This window comes from Pseudarthrobacter sp. 01T43 (assembly GCF_056398665.1).
The window spans coordinates 190,634-215,317 of sequence record NZ_JBFTPV010000003.1; the positions used below are offsets into that span (position 1 = coordinate 190,634).

Annotated in this window: 21 protein-coding genes; 16 read left to right on the forward strand and 5 right to left on the reverse strand. The window is 64.8% G+C overall.

Annotated features, from left to right (window positions below):
• Window positions 1-19: 19 nt before the first annotated feature.
• From AC1DIM_RS04335 to AC1DIM_RS04395, 13 genes are all read left to right on the forward strand, one after another.
• Entirely contained in the window at window positions 20-466 is a 447-nt protein-coding gene (locus AC1DIM_RS04335) for a class I SAM-dependent methyltransferase (RefSeq protein ID WP_477709258.1), read from the forward strand.
• A gap of 87 nt (window positions 467-553) precedes the next feature.
• Window positions 554-1,072, forward strand: coding sequence for a gamma carbonic anhydrase family protein (locus AC1DIM_RS04340; protein ID WP_477709259.1), 519 nt, complete (start codon window positions 554-556; stop codon window positions 1,070-1,072).
• A 61-nt stretch (window positions 1,073-1,133) separates the two neighbouring features.
• Entirely contained in the window at window positions 1,134-2,324 is a 1,191-nt protein-coding gene (locus AC1DIM_RS04345; protein ID WP_477709260.1) for an ROK family transcriptional regulator, read from the forward strand.
• A gap of 133 nt (window positions 2,325-2,457) precedes the next feature.
• A complete protein-coding gene (mmsA, locus tag AC1DIM_RS04350; protein ID WP_477709261.1) occupies window positions 2,458-4,014 on the forward strand; it encodes a multiple monosaccharide ABC transporter ATP-binding protein in 1,557 nt (518 codons plus the stop codon).
• A 46-nt stretch (window positions 4,015-4,060) separates the two neighbouring features.
• Entirely contained in the window at window positions 4,061-5,344 is a 1,284-nt protein-coding gene (gene mmsB, locus AC1DIM_RS04355; protein WP_477709262.1) for a multiple monosaccharide ABC transporter permease, read from the forward strand.
• A 50-nt stretch (window positions 5,345-5,394) separates the two neighbouring features.
• A complete protein-coding gene (locus tag AC1DIM_RS04360; RefSeq protein WP_477709263.1) occupies window positions 5,395-6,498 on the forward strand; it encodes a substrate-binding domain-containing protein in 1,104 nt (367 codons plus the stop codon).
• 236 nt (window positions 6,499-6,734) lie between these two features.
• Window positions 6,735-8,207, forward strand: a complete 1,473-nt coding sequence (locus AC1DIM_RS04365) for an ABC transporter permease (RefSeq protein WP_477709264.1) — start codon at window positions 6,735-6,737, stop codon at window positions 8,205-8,207.
• Window positions 8,208-8,209: 2 nt separating this feature from the next.
• A complete protein-coding gene (locus tag AC1DIM_RS04370; RefSeq protein ID WP_477709265.1) occupies window positions 8,210-8,899 on the forward strand; it encodes an ABC transporter ATP-binding protein in 690 nt (229 codons plus the stop codon).
• A gap of 34 nt (window positions 8,900-8,933) precedes the next feature.
• Entirely contained in the window at window positions 8,934-10,004 is a 1,071-nt protein-coding gene (locus AC1DIM_RS04375) for a Gfo/Idh/MocA family protein (RefSeq protein WP_477709266.1), read from the forward strand.
• A gap of 134 nt (window positions 10,005-10,138) precedes the next feature.
• Window positions 10,139-11,068 carry a hypothetical protein gene (locus tag AC1DIM_RS04380; RefSeq protein WP_477709267.1) on the forward strand — a complete coding sequence of 310 codons (930 nt, stop codon included), beginning with the start codon at window positions 10,139-10,141 and terminating at the stop codon, window positions 11,066-11,068.
• A gap of 89 nt (window positions 11,069-11,157) precedes the next feature.
• Window positions 11,158-12,426 (forward strand): beta strand repeat-containing protein, encoded by a 1,269-nt coding sequence (locus AC1DIM_RS04385; RefSeq protein WP_477709268.1) that lies wholly within the window; start codon window positions 11,158-11,160, stop codon window positions 12,424-12,426.
• Between the two features lie 279 nt (window positions 12,427-12,705).
• Window positions 12,706-13,845: a serine/threonine-protein kinase gene (locus AC1DIM_RS04390; RefSeq protein WP_477709269.1), complete on the forward strand. Its 1,140-nt coding sequence runs from the start codon at window positions 12,706-12,708 to the stop codon at window positions 13,843-13,845.
• Window positions 13,842-14,354: a hypothetical protein gene (locus AC1DIM_RS04395; RefSeq protein ID WP_477709270.1), complete on the forward strand. Its 513-nt coding sequence runs from the start codon at window positions 13,842-13,844 to the stop codon at window positions 14,352-14,354. The genes AC1DIM_RS04390 and AC1DIM_RS04395 overlap by 4 nt, the downstream gene beginning before the upstream one ends.
• A gap of 126 nt (window positions 14,355-14,480) precedes the next feature.
• Here AC1DIM_RS04395 and AC1DIM_RS04400 read toward each other — a convergent pair whose 3' ends face one another.
• Window positions 14,481-16,700 (reverse strand): NADP-dependent isocitrate dehydrogenase, encoded by a 2,220-nt coding sequence (locus AC1DIM_RS04400; RefSeq protein WP_477709271.1) that lies wholly within the window; start codon window positions 16,698-16,700, stop codon window positions 14,481-14,483.
• 666 nt (window positions 16,701-17,366) lie between these two features.
• Between AC1DIM_RS04400 and AC1DIM_RS04405 the strand changes: the two genes are divergently transcribed.
• Entirely contained in the window at window positions 17,367-18,341 is a 975-nt protein-coding gene (locus AC1DIM_RS04405) for a trypsin-like serine peptidase (RefSeq protein ID WP_477709272.1), read from the forward strand.
• 301 nt (window positions 18,342-18,642) lie between these two features.
• Here AC1DIM_RS04405 and purH read toward each other — a convergent pair whose 3' ends face one another.
• Entirely contained in the window at window positions 18,643-20,328 is a 1,686-nt protein-coding gene (gene purH / locus AC1DIM_RS04410) for a bifunctional phosphoribosylaminoimidazolecarboxamide formyltransferase/IMP cyclohydrolase (RefSeq protein WP_477709273.1), read from the reverse strand.
• Window positions 20,329-20,462: 134 nt separating this feature from the next.
• Between purH and AC1DIM_RS04415 the strand changes: the two genes are divergently transcribed.
• A complete protein-coding gene (locus AC1DIM_RS04415) occupies window positions 20,463-21,815 on the forward strand; it encodes an MFS transporter (RefSeq protein WP_477709274.1) in 1,353 nt (450 codons plus the stop codon).
• 84 nt (window positions 21,816-21,899) lie between these two features.
• On the opposite strand, the gene AC1DIM_RS04420 is transcribed toward AC1DIM_RS04415, so the two are convergent.
• Window positions 21,900-22,451: an endonuclease domain-containing protein gene (locus AC1DIM_RS04420; protein WP_477709275.1), complete on the reverse strand. Its 552-nt coding sequence runs from the start codon at window positions 22,449-22,451 to the stop codon at window positions 21,900-21,902.
• Between the two features lie 549 nt (window positions 22,452-23,000).
• Window positions 23,001-23,573 (reverse strand): phosphoribosylglycinamide formyltransferase, encoded by a 573-nt coding sequence (gene purN, locus AC1DIM_RS04425; RefSeq protein ID WP_477709276.1) that lies wholly within the window; start codon window positions 23,571-23,573, stop codon window positions 23,001-23,003.
• A 39-nt stretch (window positions 23,574-23,612) separates the two neighbouring features.
• On the opposite strand from purN, the gene AC1DIM_RS04430 reads away from it, so the two are divergent.
• A complete protein-coding gene (locus AC1DIM_RS04430) occupies window positions 23,613-24,041 on the forward strand; it encodes a hypothetical protein (RefSeq protein WP_477709277.1) in 429 nt (142 codons plus the stop codon).
• Between the two features lie 43 nt (window positions 24,042-24,084).
• On the opposite strand, the gene AC1DIM_RS04435 is transcribed toward AC1DIM_RS04430, so the two are convergent.
• Complete coding sequence (locus AC1DIM_RS04435) at window positions 24,085-24,579, reverse strand: hypothetical protein (protein ID WP_477709278.1); 495 nt, start codon at window positions 24,577-24,579, stop codon at window positions 24,085-24,087.
• Between the last annotated feature and the right edge of the window lie 105 nt (window positions 24,580-24,684).

A 24,684-nucleotide genomic window follows, 5' to 3' on the forward strand; every position in this document is an offset into this window, starting at 1 on the left:
ACAGGTCGCGGGCAAAGGCATGGAGTATCCAGCAGCAACCGGACGGGACCCGCAGCGCGGGCGGTTCATCAGCCTCCTCAAGGCGGAGGGCCGGCACAACGTCCTGGAGGTCGACGCCGGCCAAGGCGTTGACGGGGTGCAGTTTGTCCGTGCCGGCATCCACTACACGGGGGTGGACCCGTCGGAAGAGAACGTCCACCTGGCCCGCGCCAAGGGGCTCGATGTCACCGTGGCGGATGGCCGGCACCTGCCCTTTGCGGACGGAACATTCTTAGCCGCCTGGACCACGAGCACGCTGCTGCACGGCCCGGATGCCGACATTGATGCCGTCCTGCGCGAACTGGTGCGCGTGACGGCACCCGGGGCACCCATCGCCGTCGTGCTCTCTTTGGGCCGGAACGAAGAGCATGCCCGGACGCAGCACCACCGCTTCCTGCTCCTGCGCACCCCCTCCTCCCCCAAGTAAGTAGCAGCAAGTGTCGTTTTGACGGCTCAAAACGACATGTACTGCTACTTAGTTGGGGCCGGGGGCGGATGTCTTAGGCTTGGCCGTATGGCTCCTCTTCACACTTTCGCCGGCCATGCTCCGGCCGTCCACGAAACCGCGTTCATCGCCCCCACCGCGTCCATCATCGGCAACGCCTCCCTGGCCCAGGATTCCAGCGCCTTCTACGGCGTGTCCGTCCGGGCCGACACAGCGGCCATCATGGTGGGCCCTCGCAGCAACCTGCAGGACAACGTGGTGCTGCATGCAGATCCGGGCTTCCCCTGCACCGTCGGCGCCGGGGTCAGCGTGGGGCACGCTGCCGTGGTGCACGGCTGCACCGTGGAGGACGACTGCCTGATCGGCATGGGCGCCACGGTGCTGAACGGCGCGGTCATCGGCGCCGGCTCGCTGGTGGCGGCCGGCGCCGTGGTTCTGGAAGGGACTGTTGTGCCACCCCGCTCGCTGGTGGCAGGCGTCCCGGCCAAGGTGCGGCGGGAACTCACCGACGAGGAGTTCGAGGGCGTGAAACAGAACGCCGCACGCTATGTCGAACTGTCCCGCGCTCACCGCGACCTTCACGGGTAGGTTACCTCGACTTGCGTTAACTTCTTGACCGCAACTGCCAGAGTAGGGCAATCTTCTTTCTATGTCCCCCACATCGCGCTCGACGAGGAGCAGGCCAAAAAATCCGGGGTCCCAGTCCGCCCTCAGGCAGCTGAACCAGCAGCGGATCATCGAGACCCTGATGAGCGGCCCGTCCACACAGGCCGAGCTTGCACGGCAGACCGGGCTGTCCACTGCCACCGTCTCCAATATCGTCAAAATAATGCAGGACGCGGGCCTGGCGTCCACCGAGCCGATCACCAGCTCCGGGCGCCGGGCGCTTAACGTCCGGCTCAACAGCAACGGCGCAGTGGCCGTCGGCATCGACTTCGGCAGGCGTCACCTCCGCGTCGTCCTCGCGTCCCTGAGCTACCACGTGATCGCGGAAGAATCAGTGCTGCTCCCGCTCGGCCACCAGTCCGAAGAAGGCATCGACGCCGCTGTCCTGCTCCTGGACAAGCTCCTGCTGGAAAGCGGTGTGGACCGTGCCACCGTGGTGGGTGCCGGCGTCGGAATACCGGGACCCATCGACCGGCGGACCGGAACTGTGGCGCAGGGCGCCATCCTTCCGGAATGGGTGGGCATCAACATCCTGCAGCACCTGGAAGACACCCTCAAAATGCCCGTGTTCGTTGACAACGACGCCAACCTGGGGGCGTGGTCGGAGGTAACCTGGGGGCCCCACACAGGGGTCAGCAACCTGATGTTCCTCAAGATCGGATCGGGCATCGGCGCGGGCCTGATCCTCAACGGCGCACCCTACTACGGAACCGTTGGCATCACCGGCGAAATCGGCCACGCCACCATCCACGAGCACGGCCTGGTGTGCCGTTGCGGCAACCGCGGCTGCCTGGAAACCATTGCCTCCACCACCACCATGATCGAACTGCTCAGCCGCGGCGAGGACCCGCCGGCCAGCCCCGCGGACATCGTGCGGAAGGCGTTGGCCCGCGACCCCGCCACCCTGCGGGTGGTGGACGACGCCGGCCAGGCTGTCGGGCGCGCCTTGGGCAACGTGGCCAACCTGATCAACCCCGAAGTGATCGTCGTGGGCGGCCCACTCGCCGGCCTGGGGAACCTGCTTCTGGACCCCATCAGGCGGGGCCTGATCCGCCACGCAGTACCGGTGGTCGGCGAGACCACCACCCTGACGATGTCCTCGCTCGGGGACCGCGCAGAGGCCCTGGGGGCAGCGGCGCTGGTATTCCAGCACGCAGGGATCCGCAGCACGTAGACCATTTCGTTATCCCGCAATTGCGTTAAAGACTTGACGACAACCGGTGTGATCCAGTTTACTTTTTCATCAGACGACCCCTGCGTTTTGCGGGGCCGGACAAAGAAGTCACGTATTGGAGGCGTAAGGGCACATGACGTCCCATCCCACGCACACAGACCCCGTCATCCTGGAGATGCGCTCCATCACCAAGGAATTTCCCGGCGTCAAGGCATTGTCGGAAGTTAGCCTCCGCGTCAAGGCAGGCGAGATCCACGCCATCTGCGGCGAAAACGGCGCCGGCAAGTCCACCCTGATGAAGGTGCTCTCGGGTGTCTACCCGTATGGCAGCTACGACGGCGACATCGTGTACCAGAACGAAGTCCAGCAGTTCCGGGACATCCGCGCCAGCGAGCAGGCCGGCATCGTGATCATCCACCAGGAGCTGGCCCTGATCCCCGAGCTGTCCATCATGGAGAACATCTTCCTGGGCAACGAACCCACCAAACGCGGGGTCATCGACTGGGCCGAAGCCCGGCTGCGCTCCACCGAACTGCTGGCCAGGGTGGGCCTTCGGGAAAACCCGGACACCCCCATCAAGGAAATCGGCGTCGGCAAGCAGCAACTGGTGGAGATCGCCAAGGCCCTGAACAAGTCAGTGAAAATCCTCATCCTGGACGAACCCACCGCGGCTTTGAACGAATCGGACTCCCAGCACCTGCTGGACCTAATGCTCGGCCTGAAGGGCAAGGGCATCACCTCGATCATCATTTCCCACAAGCTCAATGAGATCGAGCAGATCGCCGATTCGATCACCATCATCCGAGACGGCAAATCGATCGAAACCCTTGACGTCAAGGCCGACGGTGTGGACGAAGACCGCATCATCAAGGGCATGGTGGGCCGCGCCCTTGAATCCCGCTTCCCGGACCACACACCCAACATCGGCGAGGTGTTCTTCGAGGTCAAGAACTGGAACGTGGCACACCCGCAGATCCAGGACCGCATGGTCTGCAAGAACTCGAACTTCTTTGTGCGGCGCGGCGAGATCGTCGGATTTGCGGGGCTCATGGGCGCCGGCCGCACCGAACTGGCCCGTTCCGTCTTTGGCCGGTCCTACGGCCACTTCGTCTCCGGACAGATTTACATGCACGGCAAGGATGTCAACCTCAAGAGCGTTCACCAGGCCATCGACGCCGGGCTCGGTTATGTCACCGAGGACCGGAAGTCCCTCGGCCTGAACCTGCTCGATGACATCAAAACGACCACGGTGTCAGCGAACCTCGAAAAGATCAGCAAACACAGCGTGGTGGACACGAACAAGGAGTTCGCGGTTGCCGAGGCGTACCGCAAGTCCCTGCGGACCAAGGCCCCCTCGGTGCTGGAAGGGGTGGCCAAGCTGTCCGGCGGGAACCAGCAGAAGGTGGTCCTGGCCAAGTGGATGTTCACGGACCCGGAACTGCTGATCCTGGATGAACCCACCCGCGGCATCGATGTTGGAGCCAAGTACGAGATCTACGGCATCATCCAGCAACTGGCCAACCAGGGCAAAGGCGTGATCGTGATTTCCTCCGAACTGCCTGAGCTGCTGGGCCTCTCGGACCGCATCTACACCATTTTCGAGGGCGCCATCACGGGCGTACTCACCAAAGAGGAAGCGAGCCAGGAAAGCCTGATGAAGCTCATGACCTCCGCCCGAAAAGCCGCCTAAACCTCTGGAGCCTTCCAGAACCTTCCAGATACGAGGACCGAAAACAATGAACGCGCTCAAGAAACTCTTCGGTGGCGACACCCGCCAGTTCGGGATGATCTTTGCCCTAGTGGCTCTGATAGTTCTCTTCCAGTGGCTTACAGGCGGCATCACCCTCACCCCGGGCAACGTCATCAACCTCTTCAACGGAAACTCCTACATCCTTATCCTGGCCATCGGCATGGTGCTGGTCATCATCGCCGGGCACATCGACCTCTCGGTGGGCTCTGTGGCGGCGTTCGTAGGCATGGTGGTGGCAATCTGCATGCGGGACTGGCATCTCCCCTGGTTCGTTGCCATCCTGCTGGGGCTGGGCCTTGGCGCCCTGATCGGTGCGTGGCAGGGCATGTGGACTGCGTATGTCGGCATACCGGCGTTCATTGTGACCCTGGCGGGCATGCTGATCTTCCGCGGCGCACAGCAGTTTGTTGGCCAGTCCAACTCGATTCCCGTCCCGAGGGAATTCCAGTACATCGGTGCCGGCTACCTCCCTGAAGTCGGTCCGGACACCGGCTTCAACAACCTCACACTGCTCCTGGGGCTTGCCGGCGTTGCGTTCGTGATCTTCAGCGTTGTCCGTCGCCGCCGCACCAACAAGGCGCTCGGGGCGGAGGTCGAGGAAACCTGGGTCACCGTTCTGAGGCTCGTCCTGGTCTGCGGCGCCATCCTTTACGCAACGTACCTGTTCGCCACCGGCCGGCCCGGCACGTCCTTCCCGGTTCCGGGCCTCATCCTCGCCGTCATGGTTTTGGTCTACGGCTTCATCTCGTCCAAGACCGTGGTTGGCCGCCACGTCTACGCCGTCGGCGGCAACCGCCATGCGGCGGAACTCTCCGGCGTGAAGTCGAAGAAGATCAACTTCCTGGTCATGATGAACATGTCCATCATCGCCGGACTGGCCGGCATGATCTTCGTGGCCCGTTCCACCTCTGCGGGCCCCTCGGACGGCACCGGCTGGGAACTTGACGCCATCGCCGCTGTCTTCATCGGCGGCGCGGCAGTCACCGGCGGCGTGGGCACTGTGATCGGATCCATCGTCGGAGGCCTGGTCATGGCCGTACTGAACAATGGCCTGCAGCTGCTCAGCGTAGGCGCCGACTGGCAGTCCATGATCAAGGGCCTGGTGCTGCTGGTGGCCGTGGCCATCGACGTTTATAACAAGTCCCAGGGCCGCGCATCCATCATCGGGCTGATGATGAGGAACTTCAACCGCCCGTCGGGCGGTCCCGGCACACCGCTGCAGCCGGACGAGGTCACCTCCACCAGAGAAACCATTTCCCGGGAAGCCTGAGCACGTCAGCTTCCTGACCCAACACCCCCAAAAGAAAGTGGACACAGAAAATGCGAATGTTTGGCAAAGCAGGAAAGGCAGCAGCGGTAGCTGCGATCGCCGCGTTGGCGCTAACGGGCTGCGGACGATCCGAACCAAGCACCTCGGGCGGCGGTGCCAGCAGCGGAACCGCCGGCTTCCCGCAGGACTCCGCGATCGGCGTCGCACTTCCCAAGAAGACCAGCGAAAACTGGGTACTGGCGGAAAAGCTGTTCAATGACGGCCTCAGCGGCGCCGGCTTCAAGCCGACCGTCCAGTTCGCCAACAACGGTGTGGCAGAGCAGCAAAACCAGATCAGCGCCATGATCGCCAAGGGTGCCAAGGTCATTATCGTGGGCGCCCTCGACGGCTCACAGCTGGGGACCCAGCTCCAGCAGGCCAAGGACGCAGGCGCCACGATCATTGCCTACGACCGCCTCCTGCTGAACACCGCCAACGTGGACTACTACGTGGCTTACGACAACTTCAAGGTCGGCGTGCTTCAGGGCCAGGCCCTGTTGGACGGCATGAAGGCCAAGAAGCCGAATGGTCCGTACAACATTGAGCTTCTGGCGGGTTCGCCGGATGACGCCAACGCGAAGGTATTCTTCGACGGCGCCATGTCGGTCCTCAAGCCGAAGATCGACGACGGCACGCTGAAAGTACTCTCCGGTCAGACCACCTTTGAAAAGGCAGTCACCCAGGACTGGAAGGCTGAGAACGCCCAGCGCCGCATGGATACCCTCCTGACCGGTTCCTACGGGACGGCCTCATTGGACGGTGTCCTCTCACCCAACGACACCCTCGCCCGCGCAGTCATCACCTCTGTCAAGGCGGCCGGCAAGCCTATCCCGATCATCACCGGCCAGGACTCCGAGGAAGAATCGGTTAAGTCCATCCTTGCAGGCGAGCAGTATTCGACCATCAACAAGGACACCCGCAAGCTCGTTGAGCACGCGATCGTCATGGTCAAGGATCTTCAGGCAGGCAAAACACCTGAGGTCAACGATGACAAGTCCTACAACAACGGGAACAAGACCGTCCCGGCCTACCTGCTTCCGCCGGTCATCGTGACTGCCGCCAACGTGAAGACGGCCTACGCGGACGATCCGGTCCTCGGCCCGCTCACCAAGTAAGGCTGATCACCAGGTAAACCTGCAGCATCGGGCCCCGGCCCGCCGGCAACGGCGGACCGGGGCCTTTTGCTGCCTCCGCCCACATGCTCTCATTTGTTGCGGGTTTCCGGCGCCCAACCCTCTCGCACTCGCGGATTCACAGCCCGCACAAAGGAATGCCAACGCGAGTGCACAGCGGGACTCAGCACTGTGGAGGCAGAGGCCCGCACCAGGCGGGCCGTGTCCCGAGGAGTACAGTGAGCATCCTTGCCCGGAGTGTTGGCAACGCCTTCAGAAACAAAGTCCGAACAGCTGCAGTGGTAGCAGTCCTGGCCGTCGCAATCGGACTTGCCTTGGCCATGCTGGTAGCGAACCAGGCCGTCGGCGCGAAAGTCCAGGAGTTGAATGCCTCCGTGGGAACCGTCCTGACCGTCAACCCTGCCGGCGGCCAGGGCTTCGAAGGCGGCGGCGAACCGCTCACTGCCGAGCAGGCCGCAACCGCGGCCGCCGTCCCCAACGTGAGCTCCGTCGTCGGAACCAGTTCCCTGCGGCTCCGGAACGCCACCGAAGCGGCGGCGCAGGCGGCTGCGCAGGCAGCCCAAGCTGCGTCAGGCACGGCCGGCGGTGGCCAGGGTGGCCCCGGCGGGGGCCAGGGCGCACCGGGCGGCCAGACGACCCCCACCTTGACCACCAGCCTCATCGCGGCAATCGACGCCGGCACGCTGGGCGGCCGGAACCAGGCCGCGAACGGCACCACCGGTTYAGGCACGGGTTCCAGCAGCACCACAACACAGCCGGCACGTTCACTGCCCATCACCGCAACGGGCGTCGGCGCCGAGGTGGACAGCACAGGCAAAGCCCTGACCATCACGGCCGGCACCGGTCTGGGCGATTATGCGGCAGCCTCCACGTACGCCCTGCTCGGCACCACCCTGGCGGAAAAGAATAACCTCACCGTCGGTTCCACCTTCACTGTCAATGACCAGACGTTCACGGTGGCCGGACTCTTTGATGCAGGCACAGCGTTCGGCAACAACGCCCTCTACCTGACTCTGCCGGCTGCCCAGACGTTGGCGGCGCTTCCGGGTGAGCTGTCCTCGATGATCGTCACCGTGAATACTCTCGACAACGTTGATTCCACCAAGGTTGCCCTGCAGTCAGCGCTCGGCACCGATAAAGCTGACGTCACCCAGGGCCAGAACCTGAAAACCGCCGTCAGCTCACTGGACAGCGTGAAGAACATCTCCTTCATTGCCTTTATCGCGGCCCTGGGCACGGCGGGCATCATCATTCTGCTGATCATGGTCATGCTGGTCCGGGAGCGGCGCAGGGAAATCGGCGTCCTGAAGGCGATCGGCGCCCCCAACCGCACCACCGGCCTTCAGTTCGTACTCGAAGCCCTGGTGCTGGTGGCCATGGGCAGCGCGGTGGGCGCGGCCATCGCGTCCTTCGCCAGCGGCAGCATTGCCTCCGCGCTGATCAGCGGCAACACCGCGACGGCGGCAACCACCACCGGCCGCGGCGGCGGTCCGGGTGGGGCCGGGTTCCCCGGTGGCGGCGGATTCACCGGAGGCGCATCCCAGTTGCTGACTTCGGTCACGGCCAGCGCCTCCCCCAGTGTCATCGCCGCCGGCATCGCCGCGGTGTTCGGCGTGGCCATCATCGGTGCGCTGGTTCCGGCACTGCTCACTGCGCGCATCCGTCCGATCGAAGTCCTGCGAGGAGAATAACCATGATTGAAGTCAAGAACCTGGTCCGCACGTTCAACTCCGGCGACCGCACCATCAAACCCGTGAACGACGTGAGTTTCGTCCTCGAGCAGGGCACCCTGGCGTCCATCGTGGGCAAGAGCGGCAGCGGCAAAAGCACCCTGTTGTCCCTCCTCGGTGCCCTGGACAAACCCACCAGCGGAGACGTCGTCGTGAACGGCGTGAGACTCGCCGGAATGCCGGACGGCAAGCTGACCGAGTACCGGCGCCGGGACATCGGTTTTGTGTTCCAGCAGTTCAACCTCATCCCGAACCTCTCCGCGGTGGACAACGTGATGCTCCCCATGGAGTTCGCCGGCGTCCGGAAGGCCGAGCGCCTGCAGCGGGCGAAGGACCTGCTGGAGCAGGTGCAGCTGGATCCGGAGAAGCAGGTGCGCCGCATCAACAGGCAGTCCGGCGGCGAGCAGCAGCGGGTGGCAATTGCCCGCGCCCTGGCCAACGAACCCAAGCTGATCCTCGCGGACGAGCCCACCGGCAACCTCGATGAGCAGACCGGCGACCACATCATCGAGCTCCTGAGCGCGCTCAGCCGTGACCACAACACCACCATCCTCGTGGTCACGCACGACAGGGCACTGGCCAATAAGACGGACCGGCGCTTCAGGCTCCAGCAGGGCAGGCTGACGGAAGAAACTGTGCGGGCCATGGTCTGACGCGTGGGCAGCCCGGGGTGAGAGGATGGGCACCATGAGCGCGCCAATTGCCACGCCGTGGTTGTCCAGCCAGCCCGACCAGGACCCGCGGTCCGCCACCGGAAAGCCATTGCGCTGGGGCGTCATCGCCACCGGAGGGATTGCCCGTTCGGTGTCGCGGGACCTGGCCCTGCTGGCGGACGCCGAGCTGTACGCCGTCAGTTCCCGCGGCCGGGACACGGCGGAGAGCTTCGCTACCGCCTACGGTTTCAGCCGTAGCTACTGGGACGACGGCGGCGTCTCCGGCTACCAGCATATGCTCGCCGACGACGCGGTGGACGTTGTCTACGTCGCCACGCCACACGCACAGCACCACCAGATCGTGCTCGCGGGGCTGAATGCCGGCAAGCATGTCCTGTGCGAAAAGGCCTTCACCATCAATGCGCGGGAAGCCGGCGAGCTTGTGTCCGCGGCGCGTGAACGGAAGCTCTTCCTGATGGAGGCGATCTGGAGCCGGTTCTTGCCGGGCATGCAGCGGGCCTTCGGGATCGCTGCGTCCGGCGAGCTGGGGGATGTGCACTGGGTGACCGCCGATCTGGGCTTCCCCGCCCCCTACTCCCCAACATCCCGGCTCTGGGCCAGGCAGGACGGCGGCGGGGCGCTCCTGGATATCTCGGTGTACCCGCTGCTGTGGGCCTTGGGGACGTTGGGGTTCCCCCAGACAGTCAGTGCCACCGGCTTCATTAATGACGACGGCGTGGACGCCCAGAATGCGTTGACGCTCGGCTACAACCACGGTGCCCAGGCCCAGCTGACGTCGTCCCTGCTGGCGTTTGGGCCCCGGACTGCCACCGTGGCGGGTAGCCTGGGCTATCTGCAGAGCCTGGGCTCCATCAACAATCCGCGGGAACTCGTGATCGGCATCGGCCTGGGCGAGCTGCGCACCGAGCCGTTCGACGTCGTTGGCCTCGGCTACACCTACGAGCTACGCGAGGTGACGCGCTGCATCCAGCAAGGTCTCACCGAAAGCCCGGTCATGCCGTTGGAGGATTCCCTCAAAACCATGCGACTTTTCGACGGGGTTCGCGGGCAGCTGGGGGTCAGCTACCCCAACGATGCCCACTAACTGATCGAGCCTGCAACACCACGGATTAGTAAGTTTGCTGTATTTATTTTCCATTTCTCCTAGACTCGCTGCACGGAGCGGTCTTAGGCTGTAGCCATCGTCGGTCTCAACGGTACGTACTGGGGGTGGTACGCGTGGCAAAGGTTCGTTCGCCATGGCGTCTGCTCCGCCCGCTTTTCCTTGCAGGAGCGGTAACTGCCACCTGGCTGACGCTTTCTTCGTCCGCAGCAACGGCGGACACTTCCACGGATACCGGCTCCCTGCTGGGCGGGGTCACGTCCTCTGTTTCCTCCCTGACGGCTCCGCTGACGGGCGCTACTCCCCGTGCGGCGGCGGCCACACCCACCGGACTCCTGCAGCCGCTGGTTGGCGGCCTGGCAGACACCACTGATCAGCTGGTGGCGGCCGTCCCGGTTGTGAGAAGCATTGTTCCGTCAGGAACTGTCTCCACGGTGGCCGTTCCCCTTGCCGCCGCTGCCGATGGCGCCGTTGCCGGCCTTGTGGATGTAGCCGTGCCTCCGCTCGTCGAAGCGGTTCCCGTTCTGGAACCAGTTGTGCAGCCTGTTGCCGGCCTAGTAACGGGCACAACTCCCTTGCCTGCCGTGGTGCCTGCCGTTCTGCCTGGCGTTCCGGATGCTTCGGGCGATCTCCCGGAGGCCCTGGCTTTGGACGCGGCAGCGCCAATGACGGCCTCCGAAGTCTCAGCACCTGCTGGGACGGATCTTGCCGAGACGACCGCCGGTGAAGCTACAGGATCTTCGGGACCATCACTGGTCCTTACAGGTTCCGCCGCCGCAGGAACACCCGGCGCATCGCTTCATCAGGCTGCTGCTCGTGCACCCTTCACTGAAGACCCGGGGCCCTGGCCGGTTCCAGCACCGGCACCGGCAGCTCCTGGCTCGGGGGCAGGAGGCGGCGCATCGCCGTCAGGCCCTTCAGGCGCTGCCGCCTGGCTCGATGACTTTGACCTTGACCTGCCATTGGCGGGTAACTACCCCATCAGCGGTGCATCCGAGCATGCCCACTCACCGGTGTCATTCGACCCCGGTTCGTCTCCTGACTAGTTGAGCCCCCTTCTGCCTTCTTCATGGCAGAACACGGCCACCGGGCTGCTGCACGCCGCCCATATATCAACTTTTCAGGAGAAACCATCATGCATTCCAATCTACGCAGAGGGCTGCTTGGCACCCTCTTTGCCGGCGGGCTCTTAGCCTTCGGTGCAGCCGCAGCCACGGCTGCAGACACAACCAGCGGACCGGACCTTACGGCCTCCGCTCTGGTCTCAGCGGCGACATCCCCAAACACGACGACGTTGGGCCTGCTGGGTGGCTCAACGCAGTCGGGCGGCACGGATGTCGCCGCTGGGCTCGACGTCAACGTCGGCGGCACCAACGGCACCACTGACGCTGGCACCGCAGCCGCAGTCAACGTCAACCTCGGCGGCACCAGCGGCACCAACGCTAACGTAGCGACTGACATCAACCTCGGCGGCACCAACGGCACCACTGACCCTGGCACCGCAGCCGCAGTCAACGTCAACCTCGGCGGCGCGAACGGCCCGCTCGGCAGCACCAACGGCGGTGGCACCACCGCTGACGTCGCAGCCGCAGTCGACGTCAACCTTGGCGGCGCGAACGGCCTCCCCGGCGGCACCAACGGTGTCCTCGGCACCACCAACGGCGACAGCACCGCTAACGTAGCGGCTGACATCAACCTCGGCGGCACCAACGGCACCACTGACGCCGGCACCGGAGCCGCAGTCGACGTCAACCTCGGCGGCGCGAACGGCCTGCTCGGCAGCCCCAACGGCACCACCACCGGCGCCAGCGCCGCTAACGTAGCGGCTAACATCAACGTCGGCGGCAGCAACGGTGTCCTCGGCACCACTGACGCCGGCACCACAGCCAACGTAGCGGCTGACGTCAACCTCGGCGGCACCAACAGCCTCCCCGGCAATACCGATGGTGGCCTGAATGCAGCCGTTGATCTCGGTCTGGGTCTGGACGCCTCCGGGTCGAATGATGCTGCCGTGGGCGTCGGCGGATCCGTGATCATCGGCGGATCCACGGATGGCGCCGAGACTCCGGGCACCACGGATCCCGGCGCCACAGACCCGGGCACCACGGATCCGGGAACCGGCACAACGGGTGCAACTGACGCCCCCGACACCGGAACGGACAGCTCAGGACCGGGCACGGCTGACACCGCCGGGTCTGTGACTCCCGGGATCGCCGTAGTTCCGGCCGGGACCATCACCGGCCTCGCCACAACGGGGATCGCAGGAGCCGCAGCAGCAAGCGCACCAGCCCGGGGCGGCAGCGAAACACTGGCCAAGACCGGCCTCGACGCCTCGCTGATCCCGCTCGCGCTGATCCTCCTGGTAGCCGGAGTGCTGCTGCTCAGGCGCCGCCGGACCTCCTAAGGTCCTTTCTCCAGAGGAATCTGGCGCCCTGAACCGATCAATCCACCCATCCCGCCGTTCGCCTTCCGGTGAGCGGCCCTGAAAGGAGGTGGGCCACCGCAGATCCCCATCACCAGCACTCATCCTTGTTACCGAGGGTCCGGCTGGGAAGTCCCTATCAACTTCCCAACCGGGCCGTCGGTGTGCGCGGCGCCCCGAACCGAAGCAGCCTTAGCATCCCGGTTTCGCAAGTATAATTTGGCGTACAACAGTGCCCCGGGGCACACCGGGAGGACGGTTATGGTGGCGGAATCGCCCAGCTCGCTCAGGAATGACGTGATCGGTGGACGCTATCGGTTGGGCGAAGTGGTCGGCAGGGGCGGCATGTCCACTGTCTACTGTGCCCGGGATGAAAATCTTGGCCGGGACGTGGCGCTGAAACTCTTCATCCCGCAGGCACCGGACGCCGACGAACTCAAACGCCAGGAAGCCGAAATCCAGCTGCTGGCTACCCTCAACCATCCCAGCCTGGTCACCCTGTTTGACGCCGGAATCGACACCCGAATCGCGGACGAACCAAGGCCGTTCCTGACCATGGAGCTGGTGGAGGGGCAGGACCTTCGCAGCCGTATCAGGCACAGCCCTGTCCCCCTGGATGAGCTCGCCGTGATCGGAGCGGGCATTGCCGACGCACTGGCCTATGTCCACGGATTGGGCGTCATCCACCGCGACATCAAGCCAGGCAATATCCTCCTCGTTCAGATCCGTCCGGGCGAGCCCCTGCGGCCCAAGCTGACGGACTTCGGCATAGCCAGGATCGCGGACTCAACGCGGCTCACCGCCACCGGAACCATGGTGGGAACCGCGGCGTACCTCAGCCCGGAGCAGGCCCTGGGCTCGCCGCTCTCTCCCGCGACGGACATATATTCGTTCGGGCTGGTCCTTTTGGAGTGCATCAAGCAAGCAGTGGAGTTTCCGGGAAATGCTGTGGAGTCCGCCGTGGCAAGGCTGCACCGCGCGCCCGAAATTCCGGACGATCTCCCTTCCGAATGGGCTGACCTGATCCGCTCCATGACAGCCATCGAGCCACTGGAGCGCCCCGCCGCTGCCGACGTAGAAACCGTGCTCCGCCAGGCACTCGTCTCGCCGGCATCCACCCCCGGTGAACTCGCGACGGAGACCACCAGGGTGCTCCCGGCCATGCCTTTCAGGCCGCCCTCCATCGCTATCACCGCCGAATCTCAACTGCCCCGCGTGCACCGCAGGGGAAGGCGCTTCTGGCTTGCCGTTGCCTTGGGGCTTCTCGCCATCGTGGCGGCCGCAACGGCACTGACCGTCAGCCTCGCCTCACAGCAGACGCCCGACGTCGTCCCCTACCCCACCGTCACCGGCAGCTTGGGTGACCATCTCCAAGAACTCCAGAAAAGCGTGGAACCATGACGGCCGAGCGAAACAGCCACCGTGGCCGCGGCGCTCTCCGCTGCGTGTCAACGGCGGCGGCAGCACTGCTGCTGGCAGGGTCCCTGGCCGCATGCGGTCCTGCGGACTCGGGCCTGAAGCAGGACACCGCGGCGCAACTCCAGCACCGTGTCCTCGCCGTCAGCGAGGCGGCCGCGGGCAATGACCCGACCGGCGGCCTGACCGCTTTGGCGGCCCTCGAGACGGACCTGGCGGCAGCGACCAGTAACGGGACCGTGTCCGACGACCGCCGTCGGTCGATAGTAACCGCGGTTGCGGCCGTCCGCGCGGACCTGAATGAAGCCGTGGCCGCGGCCGCAGCCGCCGCGAAGGCTGCTGAAGATGCCGCCGCGGCGCAGCGCCAGGCCGAAGCGGATGCCGCGGCCGCAGCCGCTGCCGCAGAGGCCAGCAAGGTCGCCCCGGCCCCTGTTGTCCCCGCGCCCGCCCAGAACAACGGCAAAGCCGGCAAGGGTAAAGGCAAGGACGGCTAACGGAAAAGAAGCCCACCCGTGCGGAGTGCAGCCCTTCGCATCCTGCACCTGCAACAACAAAGCGCGGCGTCCCGGTTTCCCGGGGCSCCGCGCCTGTGTTGCTGCGCCTCCGAGGCGCGATGTTTCTTAGTTCAGGGTCGCGATGACCTTGTTCAGCGTGGCGGAGGGACGCATCACAGCCGAAGCCTTGGCCTCGTCCGGACGGTAGTAGCCGCCGATGTCCACCGGTGAGCCCTGCACGGCAGCGAGTTCGCCGACGATGGTCTCCTCATTGGATGTCAGCTCGCCCGCCACAGCCTGGAACGCTGCTGCGAGCTCGGCGTCCTCGGTCTGCTTGGCCAATTCCTCAGCCCAGTAGCGGGCCAGGAAGTAGTGGCTCCCGCGGTTGTCCAGTTCGCCGGCGCGGCGGCTCGGGGACTTGTTTTCCAGCAGGAAGGTGCCGGTGGCCTTGTCCAGGGTGTCCGCCAGGACCTGCGCCCGGGCGTTGTCCGTGGTGGTGGCGAGGTGCTCGAAGCTGACGGCCAGGGCCAGGAATTCGCCCAGGCTGTCCCAGCGCAGGTGGTTCTCCTTGAGCAGCTGCTGGACGTGCTTGGGGGCCGATCCGCCGGCACCGGTCTCGAACAGTCCACCACCGTTCATCAGCGGAACCACGGAGAGCATCTTGGCGCTGGTGCCCAGCTCCAGGATGGGGAACAGGTCCGTCAGGTAGTCACGGAGCACGTTGCCGGAGACGGAAATGGTGTCCTCGCCCTTGCGGATGCGCTCCAGCGTGAACGCGGTGGCCTTCTCCGGGGACATGATCTGGATGTCCAGGCCCTCGGTGTCGTACTCCTTGAGGTATTCGTTCACCTTGGCGATGAGATTGGTGTCGTGGGCGCGGCCCTCGTCCAGCCAGAACACGGCAGGCGTCTTAGACGCGCGGGCGCGGGTCACGGCAAGCTTGACCCAGTCGCGGATGGGGGCGTCCTTGGTTTGGCAGGCGCGCCAGATGTCACCGGGAGCCGCTTCGTGTTCAATCAGCACGTTGCCGGAACCGTCAACGATCTGCACCGTGCCGGCTTCCTGGATTTCGAATGTCTTGTCGTGGCTGCCGTATTCCTCGGCGGCCTGGGCCATGAGGCCGACGTTCGGAACGGTGCCCATGGTGGTCGGGTCGAAGGCGCCGTTGGCACGGCAGTCGTCCACCACAACCTGGTAGATACCGGCGTAGGAGCTATCCGGGAGTACCGCCAGGGTGTCGGCTTCCTTGCCGTCCGGGCCCCACATGTGGCCGGAGGAGCGGATCATGGCCGGCATCGACGCATCAACAATGATGTCGGACGGCACGTTCAGGCTGGTGATGCCCTTGTCCGAGTCCACCATGGCCAGCGCGGGCCCGTCCTCGAGGCCCTTCTGGATGAGGGACTTGACGCCTTCGCGGACGTCTTGCGGCAGATCCTCGAGGCCATTCAAGATGGCGGCCAGCCCATTGTTGGGGCTCAGGCCGGCTGCGGCGAGCTGCTTGCCGTAGGTCTCGAAGAGCTCGGAAAAGTATGCCTTCACCACGTGACCGAAGATGATGGGGTCCGAGACCTTCATCATGGTGGCCTTCAGGTGAGCGGAGAACAGGACGCCTTCTTCCTTGGCGCGGGCAACCTGGGCCGCCAGGAACTCGTCGAGCGCAGCTGCGCGCATCAGCGTGCCGTCGATGACTTCGCCTGCCAGGACGGGGAAGGCCTTCTTCAGGACCTTGACCGAGCCGTCCTCGCGGACCAGCTGGATCGCGATGGTGCCGTCAGACTCGATGACCACGGACTTCTCGTTGGAGCGGAAGTCGTCGGCCGCCATGGTGGCGACGTTGGTTTTGGAGTCCGCGGACCAGGCGCCCATGGAGTGCGGGTTCTGGCGTGCGTAGTTCTTCACGGACAGCGGCGCCCGGCGGTCCGAGTTGCCTTCACGCAGGACAGGGTTCACGGCGGAGCCCTTGATCTTGTCGTAGCGGGAGCGGACGGCCGTTTCCTCGTCCGAGGAGGGGTTGTCGGGGTAATCMGGCAGGTTGAAGCCCTGGCCCTGCAGCTCGGCGATCGCGGCCTTCAGCTGCGGGATGGACGCACTGATGTTCGGCAGCTTGATGATGTTGGCTTCGGGCGTCTTTGCCAGGTCACCGAGCTCGGCAAGGGCGTCTCCGGTCTGCTGCTCCGGGGTGAGGTAGTCACCGAACACGGAGATGATGCGGCCTGCGAGCGAAATGTCACGGGTCTCCACCTCCACACCTGCGGTCGAAGCAAACGCCTCGATGATCGGCAAAAACGAATAAGTAGCCAGCATCGGCGCTTCGTCGGTGTGGGTATAGATGATCTTGGACATGCGCGGGCGTCTCCCTAGAGGTCGGCTGTTTGGAAATTTGGTCTATTTCACCACGCCCAACTTACCCGAGGACACGGCTTTGAGCCCCACCCGGGACGGCCCGACGCCCCGTATTACCGCAGGTTTGGGGAGCGCTGGACAGCCCCCGACGGCGGGAGGCACCTCGGTGGGGCCCGTCGCCATCGGGCATTACTTACGGCAGCAACCGGCGAAGGCGGAGCGTCAGTTAGCGCCGCCTGTGGGGAATATCACTAGGCCAGAGCTGCACGTACTTAGGGTCCTGGCGGCGGAGTTCTTCCGTCGCGGTGAATGTGTGGACCGGGTCGACGTCCCGCAACTGGAGAGCCTCGGTGAAGGCCTCCATATCGGGGACTGCTACCTCCGGTCGCCTGTCAGCTGCAAAATGCCTGCCGTTTGCTGCGGATCTTTTCTTGGCGGATTTCCAGAAACCAATCACGATGGGGCCCCAACTTCGCTCGGAGTCCGGAGCCCAGATCGGACAAGTCATTGATAAGAGAAAAGTACCCTTTGGCCTCAACTTTTACCAGAGTGACGCGCCACTCGAGACGGTACTACTATTTACAAAAGTCGTGCTGCATCGGTAGGTTCTACTGGTCACGGGCGGGCTCTCTGATACCGCCCACTCCCCGTTCAGACAGGACAATCATGACGCGTACCAGGTCCCTGGCGGCCAGTCTCCTCAGCCTTTCGGCGGCTGCCCTGCTGGCGCTGGTTGGCGCCGGCACTGCGAGTGCAGCTCCGGCGGCGCCGGCCGATAACACAGCCCCCGTGGTTGCCAGCGCCAAGGTCGACAGCACCGGCGCCGCCGAGTACTGGACGCCGGACCGCATGCGCGCCGCGATTCCCGGCGATGCCCTGGCGGGCGCTACGCCCCAACGCCTTACTACTCCCAGTGACGCCGTGGCTAAGGGCAAAAACACCAAGGTGAAGCCCAGCAACGCAAGCAAAGCCAACAGCAGCAGCCCCAAGTTCGCCCGGGAGGCGGACACGGTGGACCACATCGGCAAGGTCTTCTTCACCATGGCCGGGGCCAACTATGTGTGTTCGGGCAATGCCGTCGCGTCTGCGAACAAGAGCACCGTGGCCACAGCCGGCCATTGCGTGAACCAGGGTCCTGGCGCGTTCGCGACGAACTTCATTTTTGTCCCGGCCTATGACAACGGCGACGAACCCTACGGCCGGTGGACGGCCAGGGACCTGCACACCACACCCCAGTGGAAGAACCAGGGGGACATCGCCTTTGACACCGGCTTTGCCGTCATGAACCTTAATGCGGAGGGTAAAGCCCTGACCGACGTGGTGGGCGGCTCCGGCGTTGAATTCAGTGCCGACCGCGGCGTCCAGTACACCTCCTACGGCTACCCTGCCGCCGCGCCCTACGACGGCGAACAGCTCTGGACCTGCAAGGGCAAGGCATCGAACGACACCAAACACCCTGAGTTCAATACCCAGGGAATCCCGTGCACCATGACCGGCGGCTCCTCCGGTGGCCCCTGGCTTCTCGGCAACGGCCTGCAGAACTCCATCAACAGTTACGGCTACAACGACTCCAATGTGATGTACGGACCATACTGGGGCGCTGACATCCACAAGGCTTACGACATTGCCCAGGCAGCCTAAAAAGACTCCGGTACCCGCTCCCCGCCCTGGCCGGGAGCCAGGCAAAGGTCCTGTTAGCCACAGCGAATCGCGCCAGACGCAGGAGGAGATTCTCGCGTACTGGACGCCGGAGCGGATGGCGGAGGCAAAGCCCCGGGAGCTTCGGATCCCGGAACCCGCTCTAAGTCCCCCGGACGACGACGAAAGCCCAGCACCGGATCCTTCCTGAAGTTCCATTAACGCCCGACGGCGCCTCTCCCCTCAGTGGGGACAGGCGCCGTCGGGCGTTTCAAGACTTCATCCATTGGCGCCCACGCCGGGATCAGTGGAAGAAGTGCCTGGCACCCGTGAAGTACATGGTGATGCCGGCCGCGTTGGCCGCGGCGATGACTTCCTCGTCCCGGACGGACCCGCCCGGCTGGACCACGGCGCGCACGCCGGCGTCGATCAGGATCTGCAGGCCGTCGGCGAACGGGAAGAACGCGTCGGACGCGGCCACGGCGCCGCGGGCACGGGCAGGTGCGTCGCTCGCGTCGGCGTTGGACGCACCGCCAGCACCCTCGACGTCGGACTCCACCGTTACGCCGAGCGTGTTGGCCCGCTCCACGGCGAGTCGGCAGGAGTCCAGGCGGTTGACCTGGCCCATGCCGATGCCCACAGCGGCGCCGTTGTCGGCGAGCAGGATGGCGTTGGACTTTGCGGCGCGGCAGGCGGTCCAGGCGAAGGAGAGGTCCGCGAGGGTCTTTTCGTCCGCGGCCTCACCGGCGGCGAGGGTCCAGTTGGCGGGATTGTCGCCGTCGGCGTCCACCTTGTCGGTGGCCTGGACCAGCATGCCGCCGGAGACCTGGCGGAACTCCGTGGGGTAACGGCCATAGCCCTCGGGCAGGGCCAACAGGCGGATGTTCTTCTTCTTGGAGAGGATTTCCACGGCTTCGGGTTCGAAGTCCGGGGCGATGACCACTTCGGTGAAGATGCCGGCGACGGTGCGGGCCATGCCGGCGGTCACGGTGCTGTTGGCCGCGATGACGCCACCGAACGCGGAGACCGGATCGCAGGCGTGGGCCTTGGCGTGGGCGTCGGCGATCGGGTCCTCAGCATCTGCTGACCCCACGGCCACACCGCACGGGTTGGCGTGCTTGATGATGGCGACGGCGGGCTCGGTGAAGTCGAACGCGGCGCGAAGGGCGGCGTCGGCGTCGACGAAGTTGTTGTAGCTCATGGCCTTGCCGTGCAGCTGGTCGGCCTGGGCGATGCCGGCGGGAGCGGCCTTGTCCACGTAGAGCGCGGCCTGCTGGTGCGGGTTTTCGCCGTAACGGAGGACCTCGGAGCGTTCCAGGGACAGCCCGGCGTAGGCGGGCCAGTCGATGATGCCGTCGCCGTCCTCATCCTTGAACTGGCTGGCCGTCCAGGTAGCAACCGCGTTGTCGTACGCGGCGGTGTGGGCGAACGCCTTGGCAGCCAGCCGGCGTCGGGTCTTCAAATCAAAGCCGCCTTCAGCCGCGGCGGTGACCACCTGGCCGTAGAAGCCGGGGTCAACCACAATGGCGACGGCGGCGTGGTTCTTCGCTGCCGAACGCACCATGGCGGGGCCGCCGATGTCGATCTGCTCGACAACGTCGTCCATTTCTGCACCGGATCTGACCGTCTCGACGAACGGGTAAAGGTTCACCACCACCAGGTCGAAGGTTTCGATGTCCATCTCGGCGAGGGTTTGCATGTGGGCGGGAACGCGGCGGTCGGCCAGGATTCCGCCGTGTACGCGCGGGTGCAGCGTCTTGACGCGGCCGTCCAGCATCTCCGGGGAGCCGGTGACTTCCTCGACTTCCTGGACCGGGATCCCGGCCGCCGCGATCTTCTTGGCTGTTGAGCCGGTGGAGACGATCTTCACGCCTGCTGCGTGCAGTCCCTTGGCGAGCTCCTCCAGACCGGTCTTGTCGTAGACCGAGATCAGGGCCCGGCGGATGGGAACTCGGTCGATGGATACACGTTCAGGCTGCGTGAAGCTCACAAAAAGTCTCCGTCTTATGTCGCGGACCAGTGCCGCGGGTGGTGGGGATAGGGTCAGTTTATCGTGTTGCGAGGCGACGGAGAGCGGGCCCCCGGCAACTTCGCATGCCTCTAAGATTTAGGCAGGAGGCTGCGATGAATATTTACACCACTGTGCCCAGCGGCGAACAGGTGGTCCAGGAACTGCCGTGGCGGTGGAAGGTCCAGGGCCGGATCTTCGTGATCGGCGGCCTCGGCTTTATGTTTGACGCCTGGGACGTGACGCTCAACGGCATCCTCATCCCTCTGCTCTCCACCCATTGGGCCCTCGCGGCCGGTGAGGTCGCGTGGGTGGGAACGGCCAACCTGATCGGCATGGCGCTGGGCGCGTTTGTGTGGGGAACCATCGCGGACACCATCGGGCGGAAGAAGGCGTTCACGGCAACGCTGCTGATCTTCTCGCTGTTCACCGTGCTGGGCGCCTTCTCCCCCGATTTCATCTGGTTCTGCGTGTTCCGCTTTATGGCCGGATTCGGTTTGGGCGGCTGCATTCCAGTGGACTATGCGCTGGTCGGCGAGTTCACGCCTCGGAAGCAACGCGGCAAGGTCCTCACGGCGATGGACGGCTGGTGGCCTGTGGGAGCCGCCCTGGCCGGCTTCATATCCGCCGGTTTGGTGGGCATTTTCGGGGACTGGCGGCTGACAATGCTAGTGATGGTGCTGCCCGCGCTCCTGGTGTTCTGGATCCGGCGCAGCGTGCCGGAGTCTCCGCTGTTCCTGATCCGGAAGGGCCGCCGCGAGGAAGCCGCCAAGGTCATTGACGACCTCGTGGCGGCCACCGGCGCCGAACCCCGCGCCTACAGCCTGCCCGACGCGCAGGACGTTCCGCGACTGTCCGCCGGCAGTGCATGGCACCAGCTGCGCCTCGTGTGGCAGTTCAACTGGAAGATCACGACGACCGCCTGGGCACTGTTCTTCAGCATCCTGCTGGTCTACTACCTGTCCCTGACGTGGATGCCGAGGATCCTGATCGGCGCCGGTTTCGCCGAGTACAAGGCCTTTGTAACCACGGCGTCCATGTCGGCTGTGGGCCTGCTGGGCGTAGTGGTGGCGGCCCTGCTGGTGGAGCGCGTGGGCCGCAAGTGGATCCTCGCCATCACGGGCCCGCTCGCCGCCCTGACCCTGGTGATCGTGGCGTTTGTGGTGGATATACCCTCTGCGGCGATCTTCTGGCTGCTCGTGTTCGGCTTTGTGGTCCAGGTGGCCATACCGGTGCTCTACGCCTACGTGTCCGAGCTGTACCCCACGGAACTGCGCGGCACAGGCTTCGGCTGGGCATCCACGTTCTCCCGGCTGGGTGCCGGCTTCGGGCCGCTCATTTTCGCCAACTACTTCTGGCCGGAGCTGGGCCTGGCCACATCCTTCGCCCTGGCCGGCGCCCTGGTCCTGGTGGCAGTGCTTTGGATGGCGTTTTTCTCCCCCGAAACCAAGCTGCGCCGCCTCGACTAGGCGCCGCACCCCGGCCTGTCCGTCCCTCCCAACTAAGTAGCAGCAGATGTCGGTTTGGGGCCTCAAACCGACATGTGCTGCTACTTAGTTGGGCTGCCAGCCGCGGTTCAACAGCGCTGAACGGACTTTTGCGATGGCGGCCCGCGCTTCGTTCTGCATGTGGCGCTTTGAGATCCTGACCGGCAACCAGCCAGCCCGCGCAAAGTCTTCCTCACGGGCTATGTCCTTCACGATCTGTGCCACCTCGGAGTGCCCCTCGCCGTCATATTCCACCGCAACTTTTTGTTCCGGATAGGCCAGATCCGGTTGACGTACGACGCCGACACTCAACTCCGTAGGCACGTTCAGTTGCGGTTCCGGCAGCCCCGCGTACTCCAGTGCCAGCCGGAGTCTGGTTTCCGGGGCGGAGTCGGATCCAACCCGGGCCTGCTCCAGCGCAAGGCGGGCCTTGCGAATTCCCGGCGTTCCCTTGTGGCGGTCCAGCATGTCTGCGAGGTCTTCCATCGTTGCGAAAGGCTCGGACCTCGCCTCGAAGTCCGGCCGCGGAATCCTCAACAGGTGATCCGCAACCACAGTCAGCTCCTCGACGCTCATCTTCCGTGCGCAGTCCAGCCAGGTGCGCGTGCGTGACGTCATGAAAAGGCCGTTGAGGGTGACAATTTCATCGGCGAAGAACTGCCCACGATGGCCTCTGACTCCGGCGCGACGCGGAATGGCCATGTGGTCCGGCCTGGAAATATGCGTGATGGGATCGTCACTGCCGGGGAGAAATCCCGGAAAGGACCACAATATGAACGCTGTGGCGTGGGAAGCCGCCGAGAATTCGGTGATCAGGGTCAGCGGCCGGACCACTGACGACAGCTCTGGCGGCGTCTGGTCCAGGGCTGCCTGATTCCTCGGCTCGGTGAGACCAGCGAACGGTGCCGCAACCGCCCGACTGTTACACCGGCGTCGGCCGCTTCCTGGAAAGTGAACGCCCCGGAACCAAGCGGTTCCGGCATTGGCTGCGGAGTCTTCATGAGGCCATCGTGACAAAATTTGCGCACCGCCGCGGAAGTTATCCACAGGTGCGCCCCGGTGCGCCCATGTAGGTAGCAGCAGATGTCGGTTTGGGGCCTCAAACCGACATGTGCTGCTACTTAGTTGGGAGGGGCGGAGGGGTCAGGGGGGAAGGGTTGGGAGGGGTCAGGCGGAGGGGGTGGCGGCGAGGGCGGCGAGGGTCTGGACGAGGAGGCGGCGCTCCACCACCTTGATTCTTTCGTGCAGGGTTTCCTCAGTGTCGGCAGGTTCAATGGTGACGGCTTCCTGCGCGATGATGGGGCCCGTGTCCACCCCGGCGTCGGCCCAGTGCACCGTGCAACCGGTGACTTTCACGCCGTAGGCCATGGCGTCGCGGACACCGTGCGCGCCGGGGAAGGCAGGCAGGAGGGCGGGGTGGGTGTTGAGGTACCTGCCGTTGAAGGCATCGATGAAGTCCGCGCTCACAATCCGCATGAACCCGGAGGAGACCACCACATCCGGCGCGTAGGAAGCCACTTTCGCGGTTAGCGCGGCATCCCACTCGTCGCGCGTGGGGAACGAGTTAAAGTTGACCACGAAGGTTTCCAGCCCGGCTTCGGAGGAACGCTCGACGCCGTAGGTCCCCTCGCGATCGGCACCCACCGCCGCAATTTCCACGTCCAGCTCCCCTGACTTCACGGCGTCGATGACGACCTGGAGGTTGGAGCCGGTACCGGAAACGAGGACTACGATGCGCATGGGTCTAGCTTATGGGCAGGCTCGCGTACGCTGGAATCCATGACTACTCCCCCGGAACCAGCTGGCCAGCAGCGGACAAAACCGCAGCTCAGCGAGGCCGCCAAGATCTCGCTCAGCCAGACCCGCAACCTGTTCCGGATCTTTATCCTCACCGTCCTCGGTGCCTTTTTCGTCTACCAGCTGGACGTCAGCTACCTCTGGCTCACCGGCATCCTGACCGCCGCAAGCTTCGTCCTGGGAATCCTGCTGCTGGTCCGGTCGGCAAAGCTGAAGGAATCCAGGCTGGTCCTTTTCGGCACCATCGCGGGGCTGGTGGTTTCCCTCATCATGCTGCTGGTCATCCTGGCTTCGGCGGTCTTCTTCAGCCAGGTCCAGGAATTCCAGGCCTGCCAGCGGCAAGCGCTGACGGACCAGGCGCTCTCCACTTGCCGCGTCCAGCTGGAGCGGTCGCTTCCCGGCATGCGCTAGGGGCTCGAACCCGCGTGGGACTCGAATCCGCGCAGGTACTCCGCTACCGGTACCAGCCCACCGCGCGGTCGTAACGGCACTCGAGCGCTCCAGTGCCGGGTTCGACGCCGCCGCCGGCAGGGAAGTAGATGGCACCGAAATCGGCTCCCTCGGCCTCGATCCGTCCTTGCGCCCAGATCTGAGCCTGCTCAAGATCCTTTTCCGGGATGGATTCCCGGGTGCTGTGGTCCGCGCTGAGGTGGATGTCCAACTGGTATTCTCCCGACTGGGACGTTCCGGCGTGGCCCTCGGGGTCATGTTCATCGCGCCGGCTAATCAGGACCTGCGCTGAAGCATGAAGAATCGACGGCTTGCTGGCAGGGGTGCCTTGCTGCTGCTGTTTGATCCGCAGAGCCGACACTACGGTCTCGACCGTGTCGTCCCCGGTGACCTCGTAGGCGGATCCACTGACGTCAGCCTCTGAACCCCCGACGCTGACTAAGTGCTGGCCGAACTGCTCGGAGCTGGATTGGTAGGAGCTGGATTGGTTGGAGTTCATGCACCCTCCCTGAGGGTCTTCGCGGCAGGTGCCGACCTCTGCCACACTAGCCCCAAAACATCCGGCAAAACCGGTTGGCCCCGGAATGATTTTCGCCGCCAAAAC